At 60.7% G+C, this 15,672-nt stretch carries 21 protein-coding genes; 17 read left to right on the top strand and 4 right to left on the bottom strand.

Going from position 1 to position 15,672, the window contains the following annotated elements; genetic code table 11:
- Positions 1–22: 22 nt before the first annotated feature.
- From BM069_RS05920 to BM069_RS05900, 4 genes are all read right to left on the bottom strand, one after another.
- Positions 23–418, bottom strand: coding sequence for a hypothetical protein (locus BM069_RS05920; RefSeq protein WP_093321683.1), 396 nt, complete (start codon positions 416–418; stop codon positions 23–25).
- Positions 415–1,731, bottom strand: coding sequence for a recombinase family protein (locus BM069_RS05915; protein WP_093321681.1), 1,317 nt, complete (start codon positions 1,729–1,731; stop codon positions 415–417). Before BM069_RS05915 ends, BM069_RS05920 begins: the two co-directional genes overlap by 4 nt.
- Positions 1,728–2,180 (bottom strand): DUF2924 domain-containing protein, encoded by a 453-nt coding sequence (locus BM069_RS05910; protein WP_093321678.1) that lies wholly within the window; start codon positions 2,178–2,180, stop codon positions 1,728–1,730. Before BM069_RS05910 ends, BM069_RS05915 begins: the two co-directional genes overlap by 4 nt.
- Positions 2,181–2,520: 340 nt before the next feature.
- Positions 2,521–3,195, bottom strand: a complete 675-nt coding sequence (locus tag BM069_RS05900; protein WP_093321674.1) for an XRE family transcriptional regulator — start codon at positions 3,193–3,195, stop codon at positions 2,521–2,523.
- A 79-nt stretch (positions 3,196–3,274) separates the two neighbouring features.
- Here BM069_RS05900 and BM069_RS05895 point away from each other — a divergent pair, with 79 nt between their 5' ends.
- The 17 genes from BM069_RS05895 to BM069_RS19640 all read left to right on the top strand — a co-directional run bounded on the left by BM069_RS05895 (position 3,275) and on the right by BM069_RS19640 (position 15,632).
- Positions 3,275–3,970: a hypothetical protein gene (locus BM069_RS05895; RefSeq protein WP_093321671.1), complete on the top strand. Its 696-nt coding sequence runs from the start codon at positions 3,275–3,277 to the stop codon at positions 3,968–3,970.
- Between the two features lie 277 nt (positions 3,971–4,247).
- The gene (locus BM069_RS05890) at positions 4,248–4,472 is read left to right on the top strand and encodes a helix-turn-helix transcriptional regulator (protein ID WP_170846689.1); all 225 of its coding nucleotides are present in this window, start codon (positions 4,248–4,250) and stop codon (positions 4,470–4,472) included.
- Positions 4,469–4,798: a hypothetical protein gene (locus BM069_RS05885; protein ID WP_093321669.1), complete on the top strand. Its 330-nt coding sequence runs from the start codon at positions 4,469–4,471 to the stop codon at positions 4,796–4,798. The genes BM069_RS05890 and BM069_RS05885 overlap by 4 nt, the downstream gene beginning before the upstream one ends.
- Before the next feature lie 24 nt (positions 4,799–4,822).
- The gene (locus tag BM069_RS05880; RefSeq protein ID WP_093321666.1) at positions 4,823–5,311 is read left to right on the top strand and encodes a hypothetical protein; all 489 of its coding nucleotides are present in this window, start codon (positions 4,823–4,825) and stop codon (positions 5,309–5,311) included.
- Positions 5,308–6,198: a hypothetical protein gene (locus tag BM069_RS05875; RefSeq protein WP_093321664.1), complete on the top strand. Its 891-nt coding sequence runs from the start codon at positions 5,308–5,310 to the stop codon at positions 6,196–6,198. Before BM069_RS05880 ends, BM069_RS05875 begins: the two co-directional genes overlap by 4 nt.
- Complete coding sequence (locus BM069_RS05870; protein WP_139216152.1) at positions 6,176–6,670, top strand: hypothetical protein; 495 nt, start codon at positions 6,176–6,178, stop codon at positions 6,668–6,670. The genes BM069_RS05875 and BM069_RS05870 overlap by 23 nt, the downstream gene beginning before the upstream one ends.
- Positions 6,667–6,852, top strand: coding sequence for a hypothetical protein (locus tag BM069_RS05865; protein ID WP_093321660.1), 186 nt, complete (start codon positions 6,667–6,669; stop codon positions 6,850–6,852). Before BM069_RS05870 ends, BM069_RS05865 begins: the two co-directional genes overlap by 4 nt.
- Entirely contained in the window at positions 6,849–7,742 is an 894-nt protein-coding gene (locus BM069_RS05860) for an ATP-binding protein (RefSeq protein WP_093321657.1), read from the top strand. The genes BM069_RS05865 and BM069_RS05860 overlap by 4 nt, the downstream gene beginning before the upstream one ends.
- Positions 7,743–7,755: 13 nt before the next feature.
- Entirely contained in the window at positions 7,756–8,400 is a 645-nt protein-coding gene (locus BM069_RS05855; protein ID WP_093321655.1) for a hypothetical protein, read from the top strand.
- Between the two features lie 11 nt (positions 8,401–8,411).
- Positions 8,412–10,106, top strand: coding sequence for a DEAD/DEAH box helicase (locus BM069_RS05850; protein ID WP_093321652.1), 1,695 nt, complete (start codon positions 8,412–8,414; stop codon positions 10,104–10,106).
- The gene (locus BM069_RS20000) at positions 10,103–11,305 is read left to right on the top strand and encodes a DUF6511 domain-containing protein (protein WP_244503547.1); all 1,203 of its coding nucleotides are present in this window, start codon (positions 10,103–10,105) and stop codon (positions 11,303–11,305) included. The genes BM069_RS05850 and BM069_RS20000 overlap by 4 nt, the downstream gene beginning before the upstream one ends.
- The gene (locus tag BM069_RS05840) at positions 11,302–13,701 is read left to right on the top strand and encodes an AAA family ATPase (protein WP_244503546.1); all 2,400 of its coding nucleotides are present in this window, start codon (positions 11,302–11,304) and stop codon (positions 13,699–13,701) included. Before BM069_RS20000 ends, BM069_RS05840 begins: the two co-directional genes overlap by 4 nt.
- Complete coding sequence (locus tag BM069_RS05835; protein WP_093321649.1) at positions 13,698–14,120, top strand: hypothetical protein; 423 nt, start codon at positions 13,698–13,700, stop codon at positions 14,118–14,120. Before BM069_RS05840 ends, BM069_RS05835 begins: the two co-directional genes overlap by 4 nt.
- Positions 14,113–14,649: a crossover junction endodeoxyribonuclease RuvC gene (locus BM069_RS05830; RefSeq protein ID WP_212611516.1), complete on the top strand. Its 537-nt coding sequence runs from the start codon at positions 14,113–14,115 to the stop codon at positions 14,647–14,649. The genes BM069_RS05835 and BM069_RS05830 overlap by 8 nt, the downstream gene beginning before the upstream one ends.
- Positions 14,649–14,858: a hypothetical protein gene (locus BM069_RS05825; protein ID WP_425288664.1), complete on the top strand. Its 210-nt coding sequence runs from the start codon at positions 14,649–14,651 to the stop codon at positions 14,856–14,858. The genes BM069_RS05830 and BM069_RS05825 overlap by 1 nt, the downstream gene beginning before the upstream one ends.
- Positions 14,848–15,273, top strand: a complete 426-nt coding sequence (locus BM069_RS05820; RefSeq protein ID WP_093321647.1) for a DUF6362 family protein — start codon at positions 14,848–14,850, stop codon at positions 15,271–15,273. The genes BM069_RS05825 and BM069_RS05820 overlap by 11 nt, the downstream gene beginning before the upstream one ends.
- A gap of 179 nt (positions 15,274–15,452) precedes the next feature.
- Positions 15,453–15,632, top strand: a complete 180-nt coding sequence (locus BM069_RS19640) for a hypothetical protein (RefSeq protein WP_139216151.1) — start codon at positions 15,453–15,455, stop codon at positions 15,630–15,632.
- Positions 15,633–15,672 lie beyond the last annotated feature (40 nt).

Below are 15,672 nucleotides of genomic sequence, written 5' to 3'. Positions count from 1 at the left end.
ACGTCCACGCGGACGGCCGCGTTCATGGCATATCGTGGTAGCCAAGCTCCCAGCGTTGCTCGGCCCACATCGGCGTGAAGGGATCGAGCAACTCACGAAGGGTTTTGTTGGGGTTCCGTCCTTTCAGGATCGCCTCGACGATGTCAGGCGCCAGAGTTGTTAGCCGCATGGTGCGGATCATGTAGGAGGCTGGAATTTTTTCGTGCTCAGCCAGGTCTTTGATCGACGCAAAATGCCCTTCGTCAACAAGCCGTTTCCAACGATGCGCCCTCGCCAGTGATTTTATAAGCGCGTTATCCAGTTTAGGCGGTGGCGTGGCAAAATCTGGCAAGACCATCTCTTTGCGTCCGCCGCGTCGCTTGAGTTTGAAGGGAATGGTCAGTGTGATGGTGTCGGGTGCGGAGGATTTCCCCGTCATGCTGCGTCCTTTCTGTCGAGAGTTCGGGATTTTAGGTCCTGGGCGAGGTGGCAAAGGCCGTCGACACGCAGGTGCACCTTCATGTCCGTCTCGGAGACGTCGATGTGATCGATCAGGATCGAGGCAATGCGCGCTTGTTCGGCCGGGAAGAGTTCGCCCCACAGCGGGTCAAGGCTTTTGAGCGCAGCGTGGATGTCCTGCTCGCTGCAGGCCCGCTTGTCGTCTGCAGCGTTGCGCCACGACTCGGCCACGATTTCAGGTTGACGGAACACTGCACGCAACTGCGCGGTGACGTTGGCCTCGATTTCACCGGCGGGGATGCGCCCCACCGGACAGCTGCCAGCACCGTGCTTCAAGATCGTCTGGCTGACATAGTAACGGTAAAGGCGGTTGCGCTTGCGGGTGTGGGTCGGCGAAAACATCGCGCCATCAGGCCCGCGTATGAGGCCAGACAGCAATGCAGGGGTCTGCTTGCGCGTGCTGGCGGCGCGCGTCCGTGGGTTTTCACTATTAATCGCGCGGGCCTTTTCCCAGGTTTCCATGTCGATGATGGGTTTGTGCAGGCCGGGATAGGTCTCGTCCTTGTGCACAATCTTGCCGATATAGATCGGGTTGCGGAGGATACGATAAAGGTATTTGTTGTCCATGGGCTTGCCCCTGGGGGTCGTTAGGCCGCGCTTGGCCGCTTCCTTCGCGACTAGTAAGGCCGACCCCAAGTTAACGAACCGCTCAAAGAGCCACCGTACATCTGCTGCTTGGGCGTTGTTGATCTCAAGCCGGCGGTTGATACAAACGTAGCCATATGGTGGGACGCCGCCCATCCACATGCCTTTTTTCTTCGAAGCCGCGACCTTGTCTCGGATGCGCTCGGCGGTGACTTCGCGCTCAAACTGAGCAAAGGACAGAAGGATGTTCAGTGTCAATCTGCCCATCGAGGACGTGGTATTGAACGATTGCGTCACGGAGACGAAGGTCACGTTATTTCGTTCGAAGGCCTCTACCAGTTTGGAAAAATCCATCAGTGAGCGCGAGAGGCGGTCAATCTTGTAAACCACGACCACATCAACCAACCCGTCCTCGATATCCGCCAGCAGTTGTTTTAGCCCGGGCCGCTCCAATGTGCCGCCCGAGATGCCGCCGTCGTCATAGTGTTCACGAAGGGCGACCCAGCCCTCCGAGCGCTGACTGGCAATGTAGGCCTCACAGGCTTCGCGTTGGGCGTGAAGCGAGTTGAACTCTTGCTCGAGGCCTTCCTCGCTGGATTTGCGCGTATAGACCGCGCAGCGCATCTTTCTTGGTGCTGGTTTTGTCATTTGCGCTTCCTGTAATTGTTGAGGCCAAAAAACACGGGGCCGTTCCAGCGTGTGCCGGTGATGGCCCGTGCAATGGCGGATAGGGATTGATATGGGCGGCCTTGCCATTCGTAGCCATCGGAGGTGACGGTCACGACGTATTCCTCCCCCTGCCATTCACGGATCAGGCGGGTGCCTGCGATGGGCTTGAGGTCGTGACGAATGCGCCTTTTGGCGGAATTGTCGCCGTCCCATTTCTCGGCCAATTCTTCGAGCCGTTTTCGGGTCTCTGGTTTCAGGCCGCCATAAGCGAGTTCCTGGATGCGATAGCTCAGACGCGTTTCCAGGTAGCGCCGGGTGAAGGGCGGTGGCTCCGTTCCCATAAGGTCGCGCCAAATTTCGCGCAGTTCGGTGGGCGTCTTGATTTTGAGGGCGGCGACGCGGGCGTACACGGGATCTTCTTTGGTCATGGGACCTCCTTGTGAGTTGGTTCCGCATGAACGCTCCGCGCGCCTAAAAAGTGTAGAGAACTTTCTCTATTATTTTCAGTATGTTGGCCAATTTTCCGCGCGCGCAGCCGCAAATATCCAATAGCAAGGATCTTGCACAGTTCAGCACGCCGCTCGCGTGGTGTCATTTTCGTGGGATGCAAGGAATTGGCCGCTGCCAGCGGCGCGAAGATATCGTCGTACATTTTGGGTTCTCTCAGATTTGTACGCTGAGAGAACCGTCCTGTGTTCACTTATTCAAGCAAAAACAATGTCTTGTCGTCTTATGTCGGTTTGTGGCGCCTCATGTCGGCAAGCTGAATCAGACCCGACGGCCGTACCACCGAATCCGGCCAATGATATTGACCTCGTCGAGAAGGCATTCATAGGGCGAGTAGTTAGGGTTGTCGGAGGTGACACGAATGCGCGGTGGGTCGCTGGACGGAATGTGCTCGATCCGCTTGGCCATCAGCCCCATGCCGTCATGCAAGACGAAAAGCCCTGGCGGATAGGGCGACTTGCGCCCCATATCGACCAGGATCGTATCCCCATCATTCAATGTGGGCACCATGCTGTCCCCAGTGACACGGAGGATCCTAAGATTTTTCGGATTGGCCTCCAACTCATCTTCAATCCAGGACAGCCGGAAATGATAAAGCTTGCTGGCTTGCTCATCCTCGCCATGCACGATTGTGCCGCCACCCGCTGAGGCCTTCGCCTTGACGCCAGAAATGCCGACGAAGGTCGTGTCTGGAGAATAGATTTTGGGGGCTTCACCCTCGATCGTTCCATCACCGTCGATCAGCCAGTCAACATCGACCTTCAAGACCTCTGCGACCTTCTGCAGCTTGGCACGGCTCGGCCGCACAGACTTGCCGCGGATAATGTCGTAGATGAAGGAACGGTTCAGGCCTGAGGCCTCGGCCACCGCTGCAGGCGTCATGTCGAGCTGAAACGCGCGAGCCTTCAGTCGCTGTGCGATGTTCGTGACGATCATGGTTATCCCCAGTAAGTTGTGGACTAAGTGGGATATCTATTCTGTTGAAAATGGACAGTCAAATAGATAAGAACAATACATGAACAAGAAGGGGGTGCTGCCAGTGTTGATTCCACGAGACTATTTCACCCTACAGGAGGTCTTGGCGGACTGGGGCATCTCTGAGTCTGAGCTGGGCTATGTCGTGGAGATGGGTCAGCTGACTCTGTCGGTCCGCGTCTACGGCTCCTTCGTAGTTGCCGATCGAAAAGACCGCCCAGGTCGGTGCAACCCTGACTTCGAGGGGGTAGTGGATCTGGAGCGGCGTGACGCGATGCGGGTACTGCGCAAGAAAGCCTGTTCTGTCTCGTCCTTTGTGCAAAACGGTGGAAACGTGACGACGTCTGAGGGCGCTGTGGATTGGGTGGTCTATCGCGATGCGCTGCTTGTCCGCGCCGCTGAGCGCGAGCATTTCGAGGCAACAATCATGGCCGCTGGCGCCCCTCATGCCAATGATTATGATCGGTTTTTGTCGTTTGATCTGAATGGGCAGCACTATCTCTTTACAGACATGCAGGCGCGCGCTTTGAACTATTTGTTCATCTGCGCCATCACGGGTGACCCGGAGCAGCGCGGTGTTCAAATCTTGGCGGCGGCAGGGTCGGCCTCCTTGAAACTCAGCTATTTGTTTTCCAGCCGGAAGGGGTGGCGCGACATCGTGCATCCCGTCGCAAAGCGCCGGGGGTATTACATGCTCGAACCCACCTTGGTGGTGACGATGCGCGTCGGCCCCTGATGCCGAACTTCACGCTGAACAGGCCCGCTTCACGCGGGCTTTTTTGTGTCCGGCGCTCATCGTGATTCGATTTTGTCGCTCATTGTGTAGCTCCCTTCGGTCGGTGTTCGGTCGGAGCTTGGTCGGTGATTGGTTGGTGTTGAGTTGGAGCTCCGACCGAAAATTTATCGGGCATTGATTTTCCAACAAAAATTAATTTCTGCCACCGACCATTCGTGCCACGACCTCCAACCCAAGGGTTTGGCAAGTTGCCCTCATCAACTCGATGAGGACCGCCATGGAACAAGATCACACCCTATTGAGCACGAAGCTCTTGTCCCGGCGCTGGAATATTGCGCCGCGCACCCTGGAACGTTGGCGCGCCGAAGGTCGTGGCCCGCAGTTCGTCCGGATTGGCCGGCATGTGCGCTATCGCCAAGCTGATATCCAGGCCTTCGAGGCCAAGCATATCGAGACCGCTGGGCCAACGCCGACCCTGACTATTGTTGGGTGCGCCGCATGATCGCGCATATCCCGTCCAGTTCGACCGCTGTTTCAGAAATCACGTTAATGGCTTGGGTTGATGTCGCCGAGCCCGGCGCGCGCCTCGTCTATCACCGCGGCTTTCTGGTGGTCGACACGACGCCGAATGTCTCGACGCTCGGCAAACCCGCGCTCGAAGACCTGCGTGCCACGGCAAACGCAGCGTACCGGCTCTCAGAACTGGGCCGCATCCACCTTGTCCAGGAGCGCCTGGGTCCGGACCGGTTCGCCTATCTCGCCATCGCCCGCCCGCACAAGGGCACCGTTCCCTCCGCATCCGTGAAGCAGCTGGCGGCAGCTGCCTGACCCATCCCCCGAAAAGGAGCCCTCATGACTTATCCCGAAAATACCCCGAGCGTGGATGACATGCTCAATATGCCCACCGGCGATCTGGCACAGATGCCGGTCGAGTTGCTGGCCACACTTCAGGCCGAGCTTGATCACGCCAGCAAACAGTTGAAGGCAGCGACTGCGCGGTTCAGCGCCGCCCTCGAGGTGCGCTACGCCACCCGCGCGGCCGAAGCTCGCCGGGCTTGCGGTAAGGATACCGGCACGGTGCGCATCGCTGATGGCGACTACACCGTGGTGGCCGATCTGCCGAAACGCGTCGACTGGAGCCAGGAGAAGCTTGCGCAGATTGCCCGGAACATTGCTGACAGCGGCGAGGACCCGGCCGAGTTTATCGACACCAAGCTGACCGTCTCGGAGCGCAAGTACGGCGCACTGCCCGAGGCCTGGCGCAAGGGGTTTGAGCCTGCGCGCACCGTGAAGGTGGGGGCGCTGAAGGTCACGCTGGAGCCGGCGGAGGCGCAGAAATGACTGCGCTCGCCCCCATTTCCTTGGCCGGCGAAAACCTTCCGGGCCTGATCGATCGTGCCGCCACCATGCTGGCCAGCGCAAAGACCGCCGCTGAGGTGCTCGAGGCCCGTGAAGCTGCCGGTTTGGCCTATGATGTCGCCAAACGGGCCGCGCGGCTCAAAAACGCAAAAGCCGCCCATGACGACCTCGTCGCTGCCGCCCACCGCGCGCAGGCTGATGCCCTCGAAATTGAAGCGGCTGCCAAGCGGCGCCTTGCGGACGAATACGATGCAGCACAGGAACGTGGTGACGTTGCAGGACATGGCGGTGGTCGGAATTTCAAGGTTGGCGACCCCAACGTTGAAACGCAGTCCGATGGCCCAAATCGTATTGGCGGCGACAACGCGATCGTCACCATGGCCGATCTCGGCCTGCGCCGGGACCAGGTTCACGATGCACGCCTGATCCGGGACGCCGAAGCTGCCGACCCCGGCATCGTACGCCGCACTTTGGACCAAAAGCTCGAGCGCGGGGAAGAACCAACCCGCTCCGCGGTCCGTCGCGCCGCAGAGGATCGGCTTCAACGCTCTCTCGATAGGTTGCAGCGCATCCAGGAAAGCGTCCGACGCCTTGAGGAAGATCGCCCACCACCCCTGACGCCAGAAATGCGGGCGCGCCAGATCGCGGTGTTCGGGACGCAAGAGGATCGCGCCATTCACGAGCGCCTCGTCGAGATCGTCGAACGCATCGACGAGCAGCCGAGCCCCGCGGAAGCGGTCCGCCGCATTCCGCCAGCCTCGCGCCACGCTGTGGAGATTGCGCCCATGCGCCGCGCCGCGGCCTGGCTCACCGATTTCACCACCCTATACGAACAGGAGGTCCACAATGGGACATATGCGACTGAATGATGTTGTCGGCGAGATCGTCGGCGAAGTGATCGCGGGCCGCGCGATCAACAAGCGGCAAGCGGCGGTCAATCGCTGGGACGATATCGATGCGGATGGCCAATATCTCGCTGGAATAGACGGTGTGGTGACGCGGATCGATCAGCGTGCTCGCAGTCTCAAGCTAAAGGCGGAAAAATCCGCAGCGCCCAAGCAGGCGGCCTTGCCCTTCCAGCTGCCGGTTGCTGTGGCCATGGATATCGAGGGCACGCATTTGGTCGCCACGCGCCAGCTGTCTCGCGCCGGGTTCGAGCGCGCCATCGAAATTCGCCGCCTTCAGATTGCAAATGACCAGCGCGCCCTTCGCGAATGGCGCAACGCCCTGCGGCAGGCCGATCAGTTCTGGACGGCAAACCCGGACTGGAACTTCGGCGAATGCCTCGACGCGATCTTGGCCAAGGGCGGCAAGGTGCTTGGTGGGGAGGCAGTACAATGAACACGTTTCCTATCAGCCCCACCGATCCGGCGGCTGATCTAACTCGGCTGGATGAAATGCGGCGCGCCATACGGAGTCAGGCCCTCGAACACCTCGCGGAAGCCGATCGGCTCGACGTGCTCTACGCGGCCGTGACCGGCAAAGATCAGGCGGATGTTGCGCAGGATGAGGTGCAGTCATGACTGGCGCGCTCCCCATCATCACCGCCGATCAGCGCATGGCGGAATCCCGTGGCATCAAGGGTGTGATCTTTGGCGGCTCCGGAATTGGCAAAACCAGCCTGCTCTGGACGCTGCGGAATTCCACGACGCTTTTCTTCGATCTCGAAGCCGGTGATCTGGCGATCGAAGGGCTTGCGGTCGATGCGATCCGGCCGCGCACCTGGACGGAATGTCGGGATTTCGCGGTCTTCATCGGCGGGCCGAACCCTGCGCTGCGCGACGATCAGGTTTACAGCGCCGCCCATTATGCCGCCGTTTGCCAGAAGTTCGGCGACCCTGCGGCGCTCGATCAATACGACACGGTGTTCATCGACTCGATTACCGTGGCCGGGCGGCTCTGTTTTCAGTGGTGCAAGGGCCAACCCGAGGCGCATTCGGAAAAAACCGGCAAGCCCGATGTGCGCGGGGCTTACGGCCTGCACGGGCGCGAGATGATCGCCTGGCTGACCCATCTGCAGCACACGCGCGGTAAGAACATCTGGTTTGTGGGCATCCTCGACGAGAAGCTCGACGACTTCAATCGCAAGGTCTTCGTGCCGCAGATCGATGGCAGCAAAACCGGGCTCGAACTGCCGGGGATCGTCGATCAGGTCATCACCATGGCCGAGATCAAGGGCGACGGCGATCAGCTGCAACGCGGCTTCGTTTGTCAAACTCTTAACCCTTGGGGCTACCCCGCCAAGGACCGATCCGGCCGCCTCGATCTGATCGAACCGCCGCATCTGGGTCAGCTGATGGACAAGATCCGCGGGCCCCTCGTGCCTGCCGAGCGCCGGCTAACCTACCAGTCACCTCAGCTTCCAAAGCCGTCCCCTGCGACGGCTGACACCCCTAACGTTTCCTCCAACTGAAAGGACCCGAGCCATGTCTCTCTGGAACGATTTCAACGACGCGCAGTCGAATGCCAACGTCATCCCCAAAGGCACGCTGGCCAAGGTGCGCCTGACGATCCGTCCGGGCGGGTTTGATGACCCTGCCCAGGGTTGGACAGGCGGCTATGCCAAACGCGGCAATACCGGCGCCGTTTACCTCGATGCCGAATATACCGTGCTCGACGGACAATACGCCAAGCGCAAGATTTGGTCGATGATTGGGCTCTACAGCCCAAATGGTCCCAACTGGGCCAATATGGGGCGCAGCCTTGTGCGTGGCATCCTGAACTCGGCGCGGGGACTTTCCGACAAGGATAAATCCCCTGAGGCTCAGGCCCGGCGCCGGATCAATGGTTTTGCGGATCTGGACGGGCTGGAATTCGTCGCGCGGATCGATGTCGGCACGGACACCAATGGGGATGAGAAAAACGAAATCCGCAGCGCCGTGACGCCCGATCATCGGGATTATGCGCAAGTCATGGGGGCCGCGGCTCCATCTTATGCCGCGCCTCATCCCCAGCAGGGTCATGCTCCGTCGACGCCCAACTATGGGGCGCCCACGCATCAGGGACAACCGCAGCAGCCCCAACAGTCACCGGCGCCTGGGTTTACCGGTCGCCCGAGCTGGGCTGAGTGAGGCCAAATCCCATGCGTTTGCGTCCCCGCCAGAAACTCTTCGTCGAGCGCAGTCTTGCTGCGCTCGCCACCCGAGCCAACACGCTCGGCATCGCTCCGACCGGGGCAGGCAAAACGATCATGCTGTCGGCGGTCACTGGCGAAAATATCGGCAACCGCGATGCCAAGGCCTGCGTGCTGGCCCATCGCGATGAGCTGACGGCGCAGAACCGCGAGAAGTTCGGGCGCGTTAACCCGGCCATCACGACCTCGGTGGTGGACGCGACGACCAAGTCCTGGGGCGGTCAGGTGACCTTCGCCATGGTTCCGACGCTGGCGCGCGAGGGCAATCTCGCCGCCATGCCGAAGCTGGACCTTCTGGTCATCGATGAGGCCCATCACGCCGTGGCCGACAGCTATCGGCGCATCATCGACCATGTGCGGGATGCCAACCCGGATGCCCGGATCTTCGGTGTGACCGCAACGCCGAACCGGGGCGACAAAAAGGGCCTGCGGGCGGTCTTCGACAATGTCGCGGATCAGGTCCGGCTTGGGGAATTGATCGCCTCGGGGCATTTGGTGCCGCCACGCACCTTTGTCATCGATGTGGGCGTGCAGGACAAACTGCGGGCCGTGCGCAAAACCGTGTCGGACTTTGACATGGGTGAAGTGGCCGAGATCATGGACCGCGCGCCGATCACCGAGGAGGTGATCCGCCACTGGCAGGAAAAGGCGGCAGGTCGCCCGACAGTCGTGTTCTGCTCCACCGTTGCCCACGCAGCCCATGTGGCCGAAGCCTTCAACGCGGCTGGTATTCCGACCGGCCTGATCCATGGCGATCTGCCCGGGGAGGAGCGGCGCAATATCCTTGCCGCCGTCGCCGCCGGCGAAATCCGCGTCATCACAAACGTAGCCGTGCTCACAGAAGGCTGGGACCATCCGCCCACCTCCTGCGTCGTGCTGCTGCGGCCCAGTTCGTACAAATCGACCATGATCCAGATGGTGGGGCGCGGACTGCGGACCGTCGATCCGGCCGAGTTCCCGGGCGTGGTCAAAACCGACTGCATCGTCCTCGACTTCGGCACCTCGAGCCTGACCCATGGCACGCTGGAACAGGATGTCGACCTCGACGGCAGCACTGGAAACGGCGAGGCCCCGACCAAGACCTGCCCTGAATGCGAAGCTCAGATCCCGCTCGCCTGCCGCGAATGCCCGATCTGCGGCGCGCTTCTGGTCGAAGAGGATGAGCTTGAAAGCCGCGAGGGCGAGCTGGGTGGTGCGCTCTCCGGCTTCGTGATGACAGAAATCGACCTCCTGAAGCGCTCAAGCTTCTCCTGGGTCGATCTCTTCGGCTCTGAGGATGCGTTGATGGCCACGGGCTTCACGGCCTGGGGCGGCATCTTCTGGTTTGAGGGCCAATGGTACGCGGTCGGCGGCCGCAAAGGCGCCAAGACCCGACTTCTGGGCATCGGTGAACGGTCTGTATGCCTGGCGCAGGCTGACGACTGGCTCAATGAGCATGAAACCGACGAGAGCGCCTTCAAGACCCGCGGCTGGCTGAGCCAGCCCGCCACCGACAAGCAACTGCAATATCTCTCTCCCGCCGCGCGCAGCGACTACGGCCTGACCCGCTATAAGGCCTCGGCCTTGATGACCTTCACCTTCAACAAGCGCGAGATCCGCGGGTTGATCATGCAGGCGGCGCCAACCGCACGTGAGGCGGCATGAACCATGTCGCGCAAATGCAATACCTGCCCACAGAGGCTGCGGATCGCCCGGGCTTTGATCGCCTCTGGCATCCGCGAGGTCAACTCTGCGCCGTCTGCTTGTCCCGCACGCGCGGCTTCGGCTGGTTCGATCCAAACATGCCTCGCGGCAAACGCACATACCGCTGGTTTTGCTCTGTGCAATGCCAGTCGGCCTTCACCCGAAAAGCAAAGAAAGGGCAGCCCGTGGCAGAGATAACCGAAGAAGAGTCGTTGGCAATACCCGCAGTGATGCGCGCTGTGGGCCGGAAAATTGATGAAATTGGCTGGGATCGCAGCTTCGCTGACCTGACCGAACTTGAAATGCGGTTCTTGTTGATCGTCGCTATCGATACGTTCCGCCATGAAATGTACGAAATCAATGCCGAATTCGGTGGGGGGGGTGCCGTTTTGACCCTCGATTTCAACCATACGCCCAACTTCGCCGACCGTGTTAACGAAGCCGTCGACGCGGCACTTACAGCTGAAAACGCCACTCGGACACCACGTGACTATCTTGGCGGATCCCGCCTTGGCCATGCCTGTGAACGGGCCCTGCAATTCGAGTTCACGGCCACGCCGAAGGACGATGGCCAGGACTTTTCAGGTCAGGTTCTGCGCATTTTCGCCATTGGTCACGAGTTGGAGGAGCTTGCCATCCGCTGGCTGCGCGGTGCGGGTTTCGATCTTTACACCCAAAAGGGCAACCGACCCGACGGCGGGCAGTTCGGTTTCTCCATCGCCGGTGGGCGTATCCGTGGCCATGTCGATGGCATTATCGCTGCAGGGCCAGAGGGCTTTGGTCTCGCCGTTCCCGCTCTTTGGGAATGCAAGACGATGAACGCCAAGAACTGGCGTGCCTGCGTCAAGGATGGCGTGACCAAATCGAAGCCGGTCTACGCCGCCCAGATCGCCGTCTATCAAGCCTATATGGAAGCGCAGGTGCCAGGTATTTCCGCGAACTCGGCCATGTTCACCGCGATCAACAAGGACACGGCCGAGCTTTACCACGAGCAGGTCCCGTTCGATGCAGAGCTGGCGCAGCGCATGTCGGATCGCGGTGTGCGCATCCTGCGTGCCACAGATGCCGGGGAGCTGCTGCCCCGCGTCGGCGCCAACCGTGACTTCTTTGAATGCCGGTTCTGCTCTTGGGCTGAGCGCTGTTGGGGGCTGTCCGCATGACCGATGCCCCGAAAGACCCGCCCGAAAACGACGACACAGGGAAGGAGGCCACAATGGCTCACGATTATGATGACCGCCCAGAGACGCCGGGGGCACCGAAGGAAAACCTGATCCATTTCAACCCGTGGCGTGATTTCAACGACGCTGCGCCCATGGCCGATGTCTTCGGTGATGAGCCAGACCCTGAACAGATCGCCCAGTTCATGGAGGTGGTCTTCGGCTATTGCGACGGGCTGATCCCGGTCCGCAGTTTCATCGATAAAGGCCAAGGCATTGATGGGCGCCCGCACAATATCTGGATCGAGGCCTGCGACAACACCACCGACAAGATGGTGACCTTCGCCAATTGGGCGGCACGCGAAGGCGCGGCGGTCTATGTGATCCCTGGCACTGTTGCGATGAGCGGCCAAGCCAAGGCGGCCGACATCCTGCAAATGCAGACGGTGGTAGTCGACATCGACACCGGTGATATCGCCGCCAAGCGCGCCCACCTGGAGCGACACCTCGGCCCGCCGACGATGGTGGTGGAAAGCGGCGGCATCACGCCCGAGGGCCAGCGCAAGGCCCATGTCTGGTGGAAGCTGACGGAACCCGCAGAGGGCAGCGACATTGCGCGGGTGACGCGCCTGCGTGGTGACATCGCCGCGAAGGTTGGCGGCGACATGCACTTCCGCTCCGCTCACCAGCCGATCCGGGTGGCAGGCTCGGTCTATTACAAGAACAGCCTGAAGACCCAGGTCCAAATCGTGGAGTTAAATGCCGACCGCGAGCGCGATCTGGCTGAATTCGTCGAGGCCGTGGCCGACATGCCGCCCGCGCCGGGTGTCAACCTTGCGCCGGACTTCACCACGCCGGACAAACCACGTACAGACGAGGTGCTGGTCACGCCCGTGCGCGAGGGTGGTCAGGATGACTGGTCCCGCTTCGAGGGCGCCTCAGCCGCCATCGGGTATTTCATTCGCATGGTGCACGATGGCCGCCTCTCAAAGGATGAGGGCTGGGAGGCAATCTGCGGCTACAACGCGGCGATGCTGCGCCCCCAGTGGCCCGTGGAGCGCCTGAAGCGCGAGTCTGAGCGCCTCTGGGCCATCCATGTCGAAAAGCACGGGCCACCGCTCATCCGACTCGACAGCGCGGCGCCGGCGCCAAACGAAATGCCGGCGTTCACGCTGGGCGCACTGCTGGACGACGACAGCCCAATGCCTGCGGACATCATTGCGCCGCGTGTGCTGACGCCTGGCGGGCTCTTGGTGCTGGGTGGCGCGCCCAAGGTTGGCAAAAGCGACCTGTTGATCTCATGGCTCGTGCACATGGCTGCCGGCCAACCGTTCCTCGACTTCACCCCACCGCGTCCCTTGCGCGTGTTCTATCTGCAGGCCGAGATCCAGTATCACTACCTGCGCGAGCGGATGAGGCAGATCACCCTCCCGCCAAAGGTGTTGGCCGGCGCACGCGACAATCTGGTCGCCACGCCCAAGCTGAACCTTCTGCTCGATACCGAGGGCAGTGTCCGCGTCGCTGAGGCCATCCGGCGGGCGTTCCCGGCCGAACCCGTGGATATCATCTGCATCGACCCAATCCGAAACCTCTTTGACGGCGGTCCCGATGGCGGTGGCGAAAATGATAACAGCGCAATGATGTTCTTCCTGAAGGACCGGGTCGAGGTGCTGCGCGATCATATCAACCCGGACTGCGGTGTTATTCTCGCCCACCACACCAAGAAGCTCTCGAAGCAGCAAGTGAAAGATGATCCGTTTCTGGCGCTCTCCGGCGCCAGCGCCCTACGGGGGTTCTACACCTCAGGCTTGATCTTGCACCGACCCGACGAGGAAAGCCCGCAGCGCAAGCTGGAGATTGAGCTGCGCAACGGGCCGGCTTTGGCGGCGAAGATCATCGACAAGGTCAAGGGCGAGTGGGTCGAGATCAACCCGATGAACGAGCGGCTTGTGCGGGCTGAACTCGGGGCACGGCACGATGCTGAGCGCGAACGCAAGGGAGAGGTCATTACCGATATTCTGGAACGCGAAGCGCGCGCGGGCCGCATGTATACGATGACACTGTTTGCCCAGTCCTTCGAGAACCAGGGCGGCCTCAGCGGCCAGACGAGCATCCGCGATCGGTTGAATGTGCTGACCACCAAAGGGGTGATCAAGTTCGTCAAAGGCGACGCCGCATCGGGTCTCGGGCTGCCGGTGGATCGCAGCAAGTTCGGCTATCTCTGCACCGAATTAATGGAACTGGGGAGCAGTGAGGAATTGGTCGATCCAAGCACTGGCGAGGTCTTCCCGACTGTCACGCCCGTGCGTCCCAGCCACTACAAATGTGCCCAGACCGGTGCCGTTCTCCCGGTCGAAAATCCCGACATCTGGGTCTACCCCGAGGGGGCAAATCCATGAGGTTTCACCCCCAAAAAGAACCCGAAATCCTGGCCACAAAATCCGGAATTCCGGCCAAAAATCCGAAATCTGAAATCCTGCCGAAATCTGAAATCTGGCTTTTATCCAGCAATTACAGTGTGTTGCGTGTCTCCCTCAGGATTTCGGATGCCTCATTCCGAAATCCTGGCGCAATCCTGAATAGTGACGCGATTTCAATAGCTTATTCAGGATTCCAAGATTTCGGAAAAGCCCCCCTAAAGGGGTGGGTGGACTCCCCCGCAAGGCGGGAGCTCCACCACCCACCCCTGGGCATTCTTCTCGGGCCGAAGTTCTGGCTCAAGATCAATCCGACGACGGCGGCCCGCACCGCCAAGCACATGACCACCGTCGTCTTCCACCTGAGCAGCCCACCAGAAAAGGAGACCACCCATGGCTGACCTGACTCTCGCCAGCGCCGATGTCGGCGCAACCCCGAAAATGCCGATGTCGGCAGAACCCGCGCGCACGATCCTTGCCCTTGATCTCGGCACCACAACCGGCTGGGCCATCCGTGGCTTCGATGGCCTCATCACCAGCGGCACTGTCAGCTTCAAGCCAGGCCGCTACGACGGTTGCGGCATGCGCTATCTGCGCTTCACCAACTGGCTGACCGAGATCGATCGCCTGTCCGGTCCAATCGAGGCGATCTACTTCGAAGAGGTCCGTCGGCACGCAGGCACCGACGCAGCCCATGTTTTTGGAGGTCTGCTGGCGGTTTTGACCAGCTGGGGCGAATTACGCGGTGTGCCGTACCAAGGCGTCCCAGTTGGCACGATCAAGCGCCACGCCACCGGCCACGGCAATGCGAACAAACAGGCCATGATCGATGCTGCCCGCAAGCGCGGTTTCAGCCCGGCTGACGACAACGAGGCAGACGCTATCGCGATCTTGCTATGGGCGATTGAGACGCAGGGAGGGCTGGCCTGATGGGTATGCGCTTCTCTCCCAAGGGTTACGGCGGCAATCGCCGTGACCCTGATCAAGTCAAGCGCGATGGTTGGCATGAGCAGCACATGCTGGCGGTCTCGCTCGACGATCATCGGCTCACCTGGCCAGAACGCGAACTGGTTCGCCAGCTGGGCGAAAAACTTTATGGCAAGCTGCCAACCGTAAGGGAGGTGCGCCATGGCCGATGAATGGACACGGGCAATGGTAGCCGACCGGCTGGACCTCGCGGCAGACGTCATGCGGTCGATGCCGCCGGTCCGCCCACGGGGTTACGTCAGCGCTTGGCCGGAATACGTCTCGACTTTCGCCGATCAGGTCGAGCAGGAGCCGCGGATGAAAAAGCCGCTGCCATCGCCACGGATGATCACGCAGGCCGATGAGGCGATGCTCTGGCTGCGGTGGGTGGACAAGGACATCGGCGAAATCCTCTGGGCGCGCGCCAACCGCGACGCCTGGAAGAAAATCAGTTGGCACCACGGCATCAGCCGATCGGCTGCTAATCGGCGGCACGAGTACGGGCTGGCCGTGATCGTCTGGAAGCTCAACGGCAGAACTGTGCCGCGCAAGCGGTCGATGGAGTACGTCATTGAGCAGACGGTGTAGGATTTCATGAAATTTGCCCGTTATTAAAGCTTAGCGCCAAAACCTTTAACAGTGGACGAACGTTGTTAAAGGATGGCGCGGCTCGACTGGAAAAATGCCCTTCTTGCAGTTGCATGCTGATCGATGTTGCGCCGGGAGAATGTTGAAAATACCCTGCCGATGTTGGTGGGAGCACGAAAATGGCTAAGAAAACAATGCGAATGACCTCTCCCATGCCTGACGGAGCTTCGGTAGAACGCGCACCAGAGGTTAATGAAGACGAGCGCAAATTTGCAGAGCAGGCTGACTGGCACGACCGCCATGGTCACCCATTGGCGGAAATTTTCGCCGGACCGGGTGGTTCGTCGTGGAACCGTTGACCAGTTAGGGTGCCATCGGGATCAGCTGCGTCCACATCGT

Source organism: Shimia haliotis, from assembly GCF_900114415.1.
GTDB classification, from domain to species: Bacteria; Pseudomonadota; Alphaproteobacteria; order Rhodobacterales; family Rhodobacteraceae; genus Shimia; species Shimia haliotis.
This window is presented reverse-complemented; position numbering and strand designations above follow the sequence as displayed.

Bases quoted from the DNA above. Each gene is read 5' to 3' on its own strand.
- BM069_RS05920 (WP_093321683.1), bottom strand. From the start codon at position 418: ATGACGGGGAAATCCTCCGCACCCGACACCATCACACTGACCATTCCC.
- BM069_RS05915 (WP_093321681.1), bottom strand. From the start codon at position 1,731: ATGACAAAACCAGCACCAAGAAAGATGCGCTGCGCGGTCTATACGCGC.
- BM069_RS05910 (WP_093321678.1), bottom strand. From the start codon at position 2,180: ATGACCAAAGAAGATCCCGTGTACGCCCGCGTCGCCGCCCTCAAAATC.
- BM069_RS05900 (WP_093321674.1), bottom strand. From the start codon at position 3,195: ATGATCGTCACGAACATCGCACAGCGACTGAAGGCTCGCGCGTTTCAG.
- BM069_RS05895 (WP_093321671.1), top strand. From the start codon at position 3,275: ATGAACAAGAAGGGGGTGCTGCCAGTGTTGATTCCACGAGACTATTTC.
- BM069_RS05890 (WP_170846689.1), top strand. From the start codon at position 4,248: ATGGAACAAGATCACACCCTATTGAGCACGAAGCTCTTGTCCCGGCGC.
- BM069_RS05885 (WP_093321669.1), top strand. From the start codon at position 4,469: ATGATCGCGCATATCCCGTCCAGTTCGACCGCTGTTTCAGAAATCACG.
- BM069_RS05880 (WP_093321666.1), top strand. From the start codon at position 4,823: ATGACTTATCCCGAAAATACCCCGAGCGTGGATGACATGCTCAATATG.
- BM069_RS05875 (WP_093321664.1), top strand. From the start codon at position 5,308: ATGACTGCGCTCGCCCCCATTTCCTTGGCCGGCGAAAACCTTCCGGGC.
- BM069_RS05870 (WP_139216152.1), top strand. From the start codon at position 6,176: ATGGGACATATGCGACTGAATGATGTTGTCGGCGAGATCGTCGGCGAA.
- BM069_RS05865 (WP_093321660.1), top strand. From the start codon at position 6,667: ATGAACACGTTTCCTATCAGCCCCACCGATCCGGCGGCTGATCTAACT.
- BM069_RS05860 (WP_093321657.1), top strand. From the start codon at position 6,849: ATGACTGGCGCGCTCCCCATCATCACCGCCGATCAGCGCATGGCGGAA.
- BM069_RS05855 (WP_093321655.1), top strand. From the start codon at position 7,756: ATGTCTCTCTGGAACGATTTCAACGACGCGCAGTCGAATGCCAACGTC.
- BM069_RS05850 (WP_093321652.1), top strand. From the start codon at position 8,412: ATGCGTTTGCGTCCCCGCCAGAAACTCTTCGTCGAGCGCAGTCTTGCT.
- BM069_RS20000 (WP_244503547.1), top strand. From the start codon at position 10,103: ATGAACCATGTCGCGCAAATGCAATACCTGCCCACAGAGGCTGCGGAT.
- BM069_RS05840 (WP_244503546.1), top strand. From the start codon at position 11,302: ATGACCGATGCCCCGAAAGACCCGCCCGAAAACGACGACACAGGGAAG.
- BM069_RS05835 (WP_093321649.1), top strand. From the start codon at position 13,698: ATGAGGTTTCACCCCCAAAAAGAACCCGAAATCCTGGCCACAAAATCC.
- BM069_RS05830 (WP_212611516.1), top strand. From the start codon at position 14,113: ATGGCTGACCTGACTCTCGCCAGCGCCGATGTCGGCGCAACCCCGAAA.
- BM069_RS05825 (WP_425288664.1), top strand. From the start codon at position 14,649: ATGGGTATGCGCTTCTCTCCCAAGGGTTACGGCGGCAATCGCCGTGAC.
- BM069_RS05820 (WP_093321647.1), top strand. From the start codon at position 14,848: ATGGCCGATGAATGGACACGGGCAATGGTAGCCGACCGGCTGGACCTC.
- BM069_RS19640 (WP_139216151.1), top strand. From the start codon at position 15,453: ATGGCTAAGAAAACAATGCGAATGACCTCTCCCATGCCTGACGGAGCT.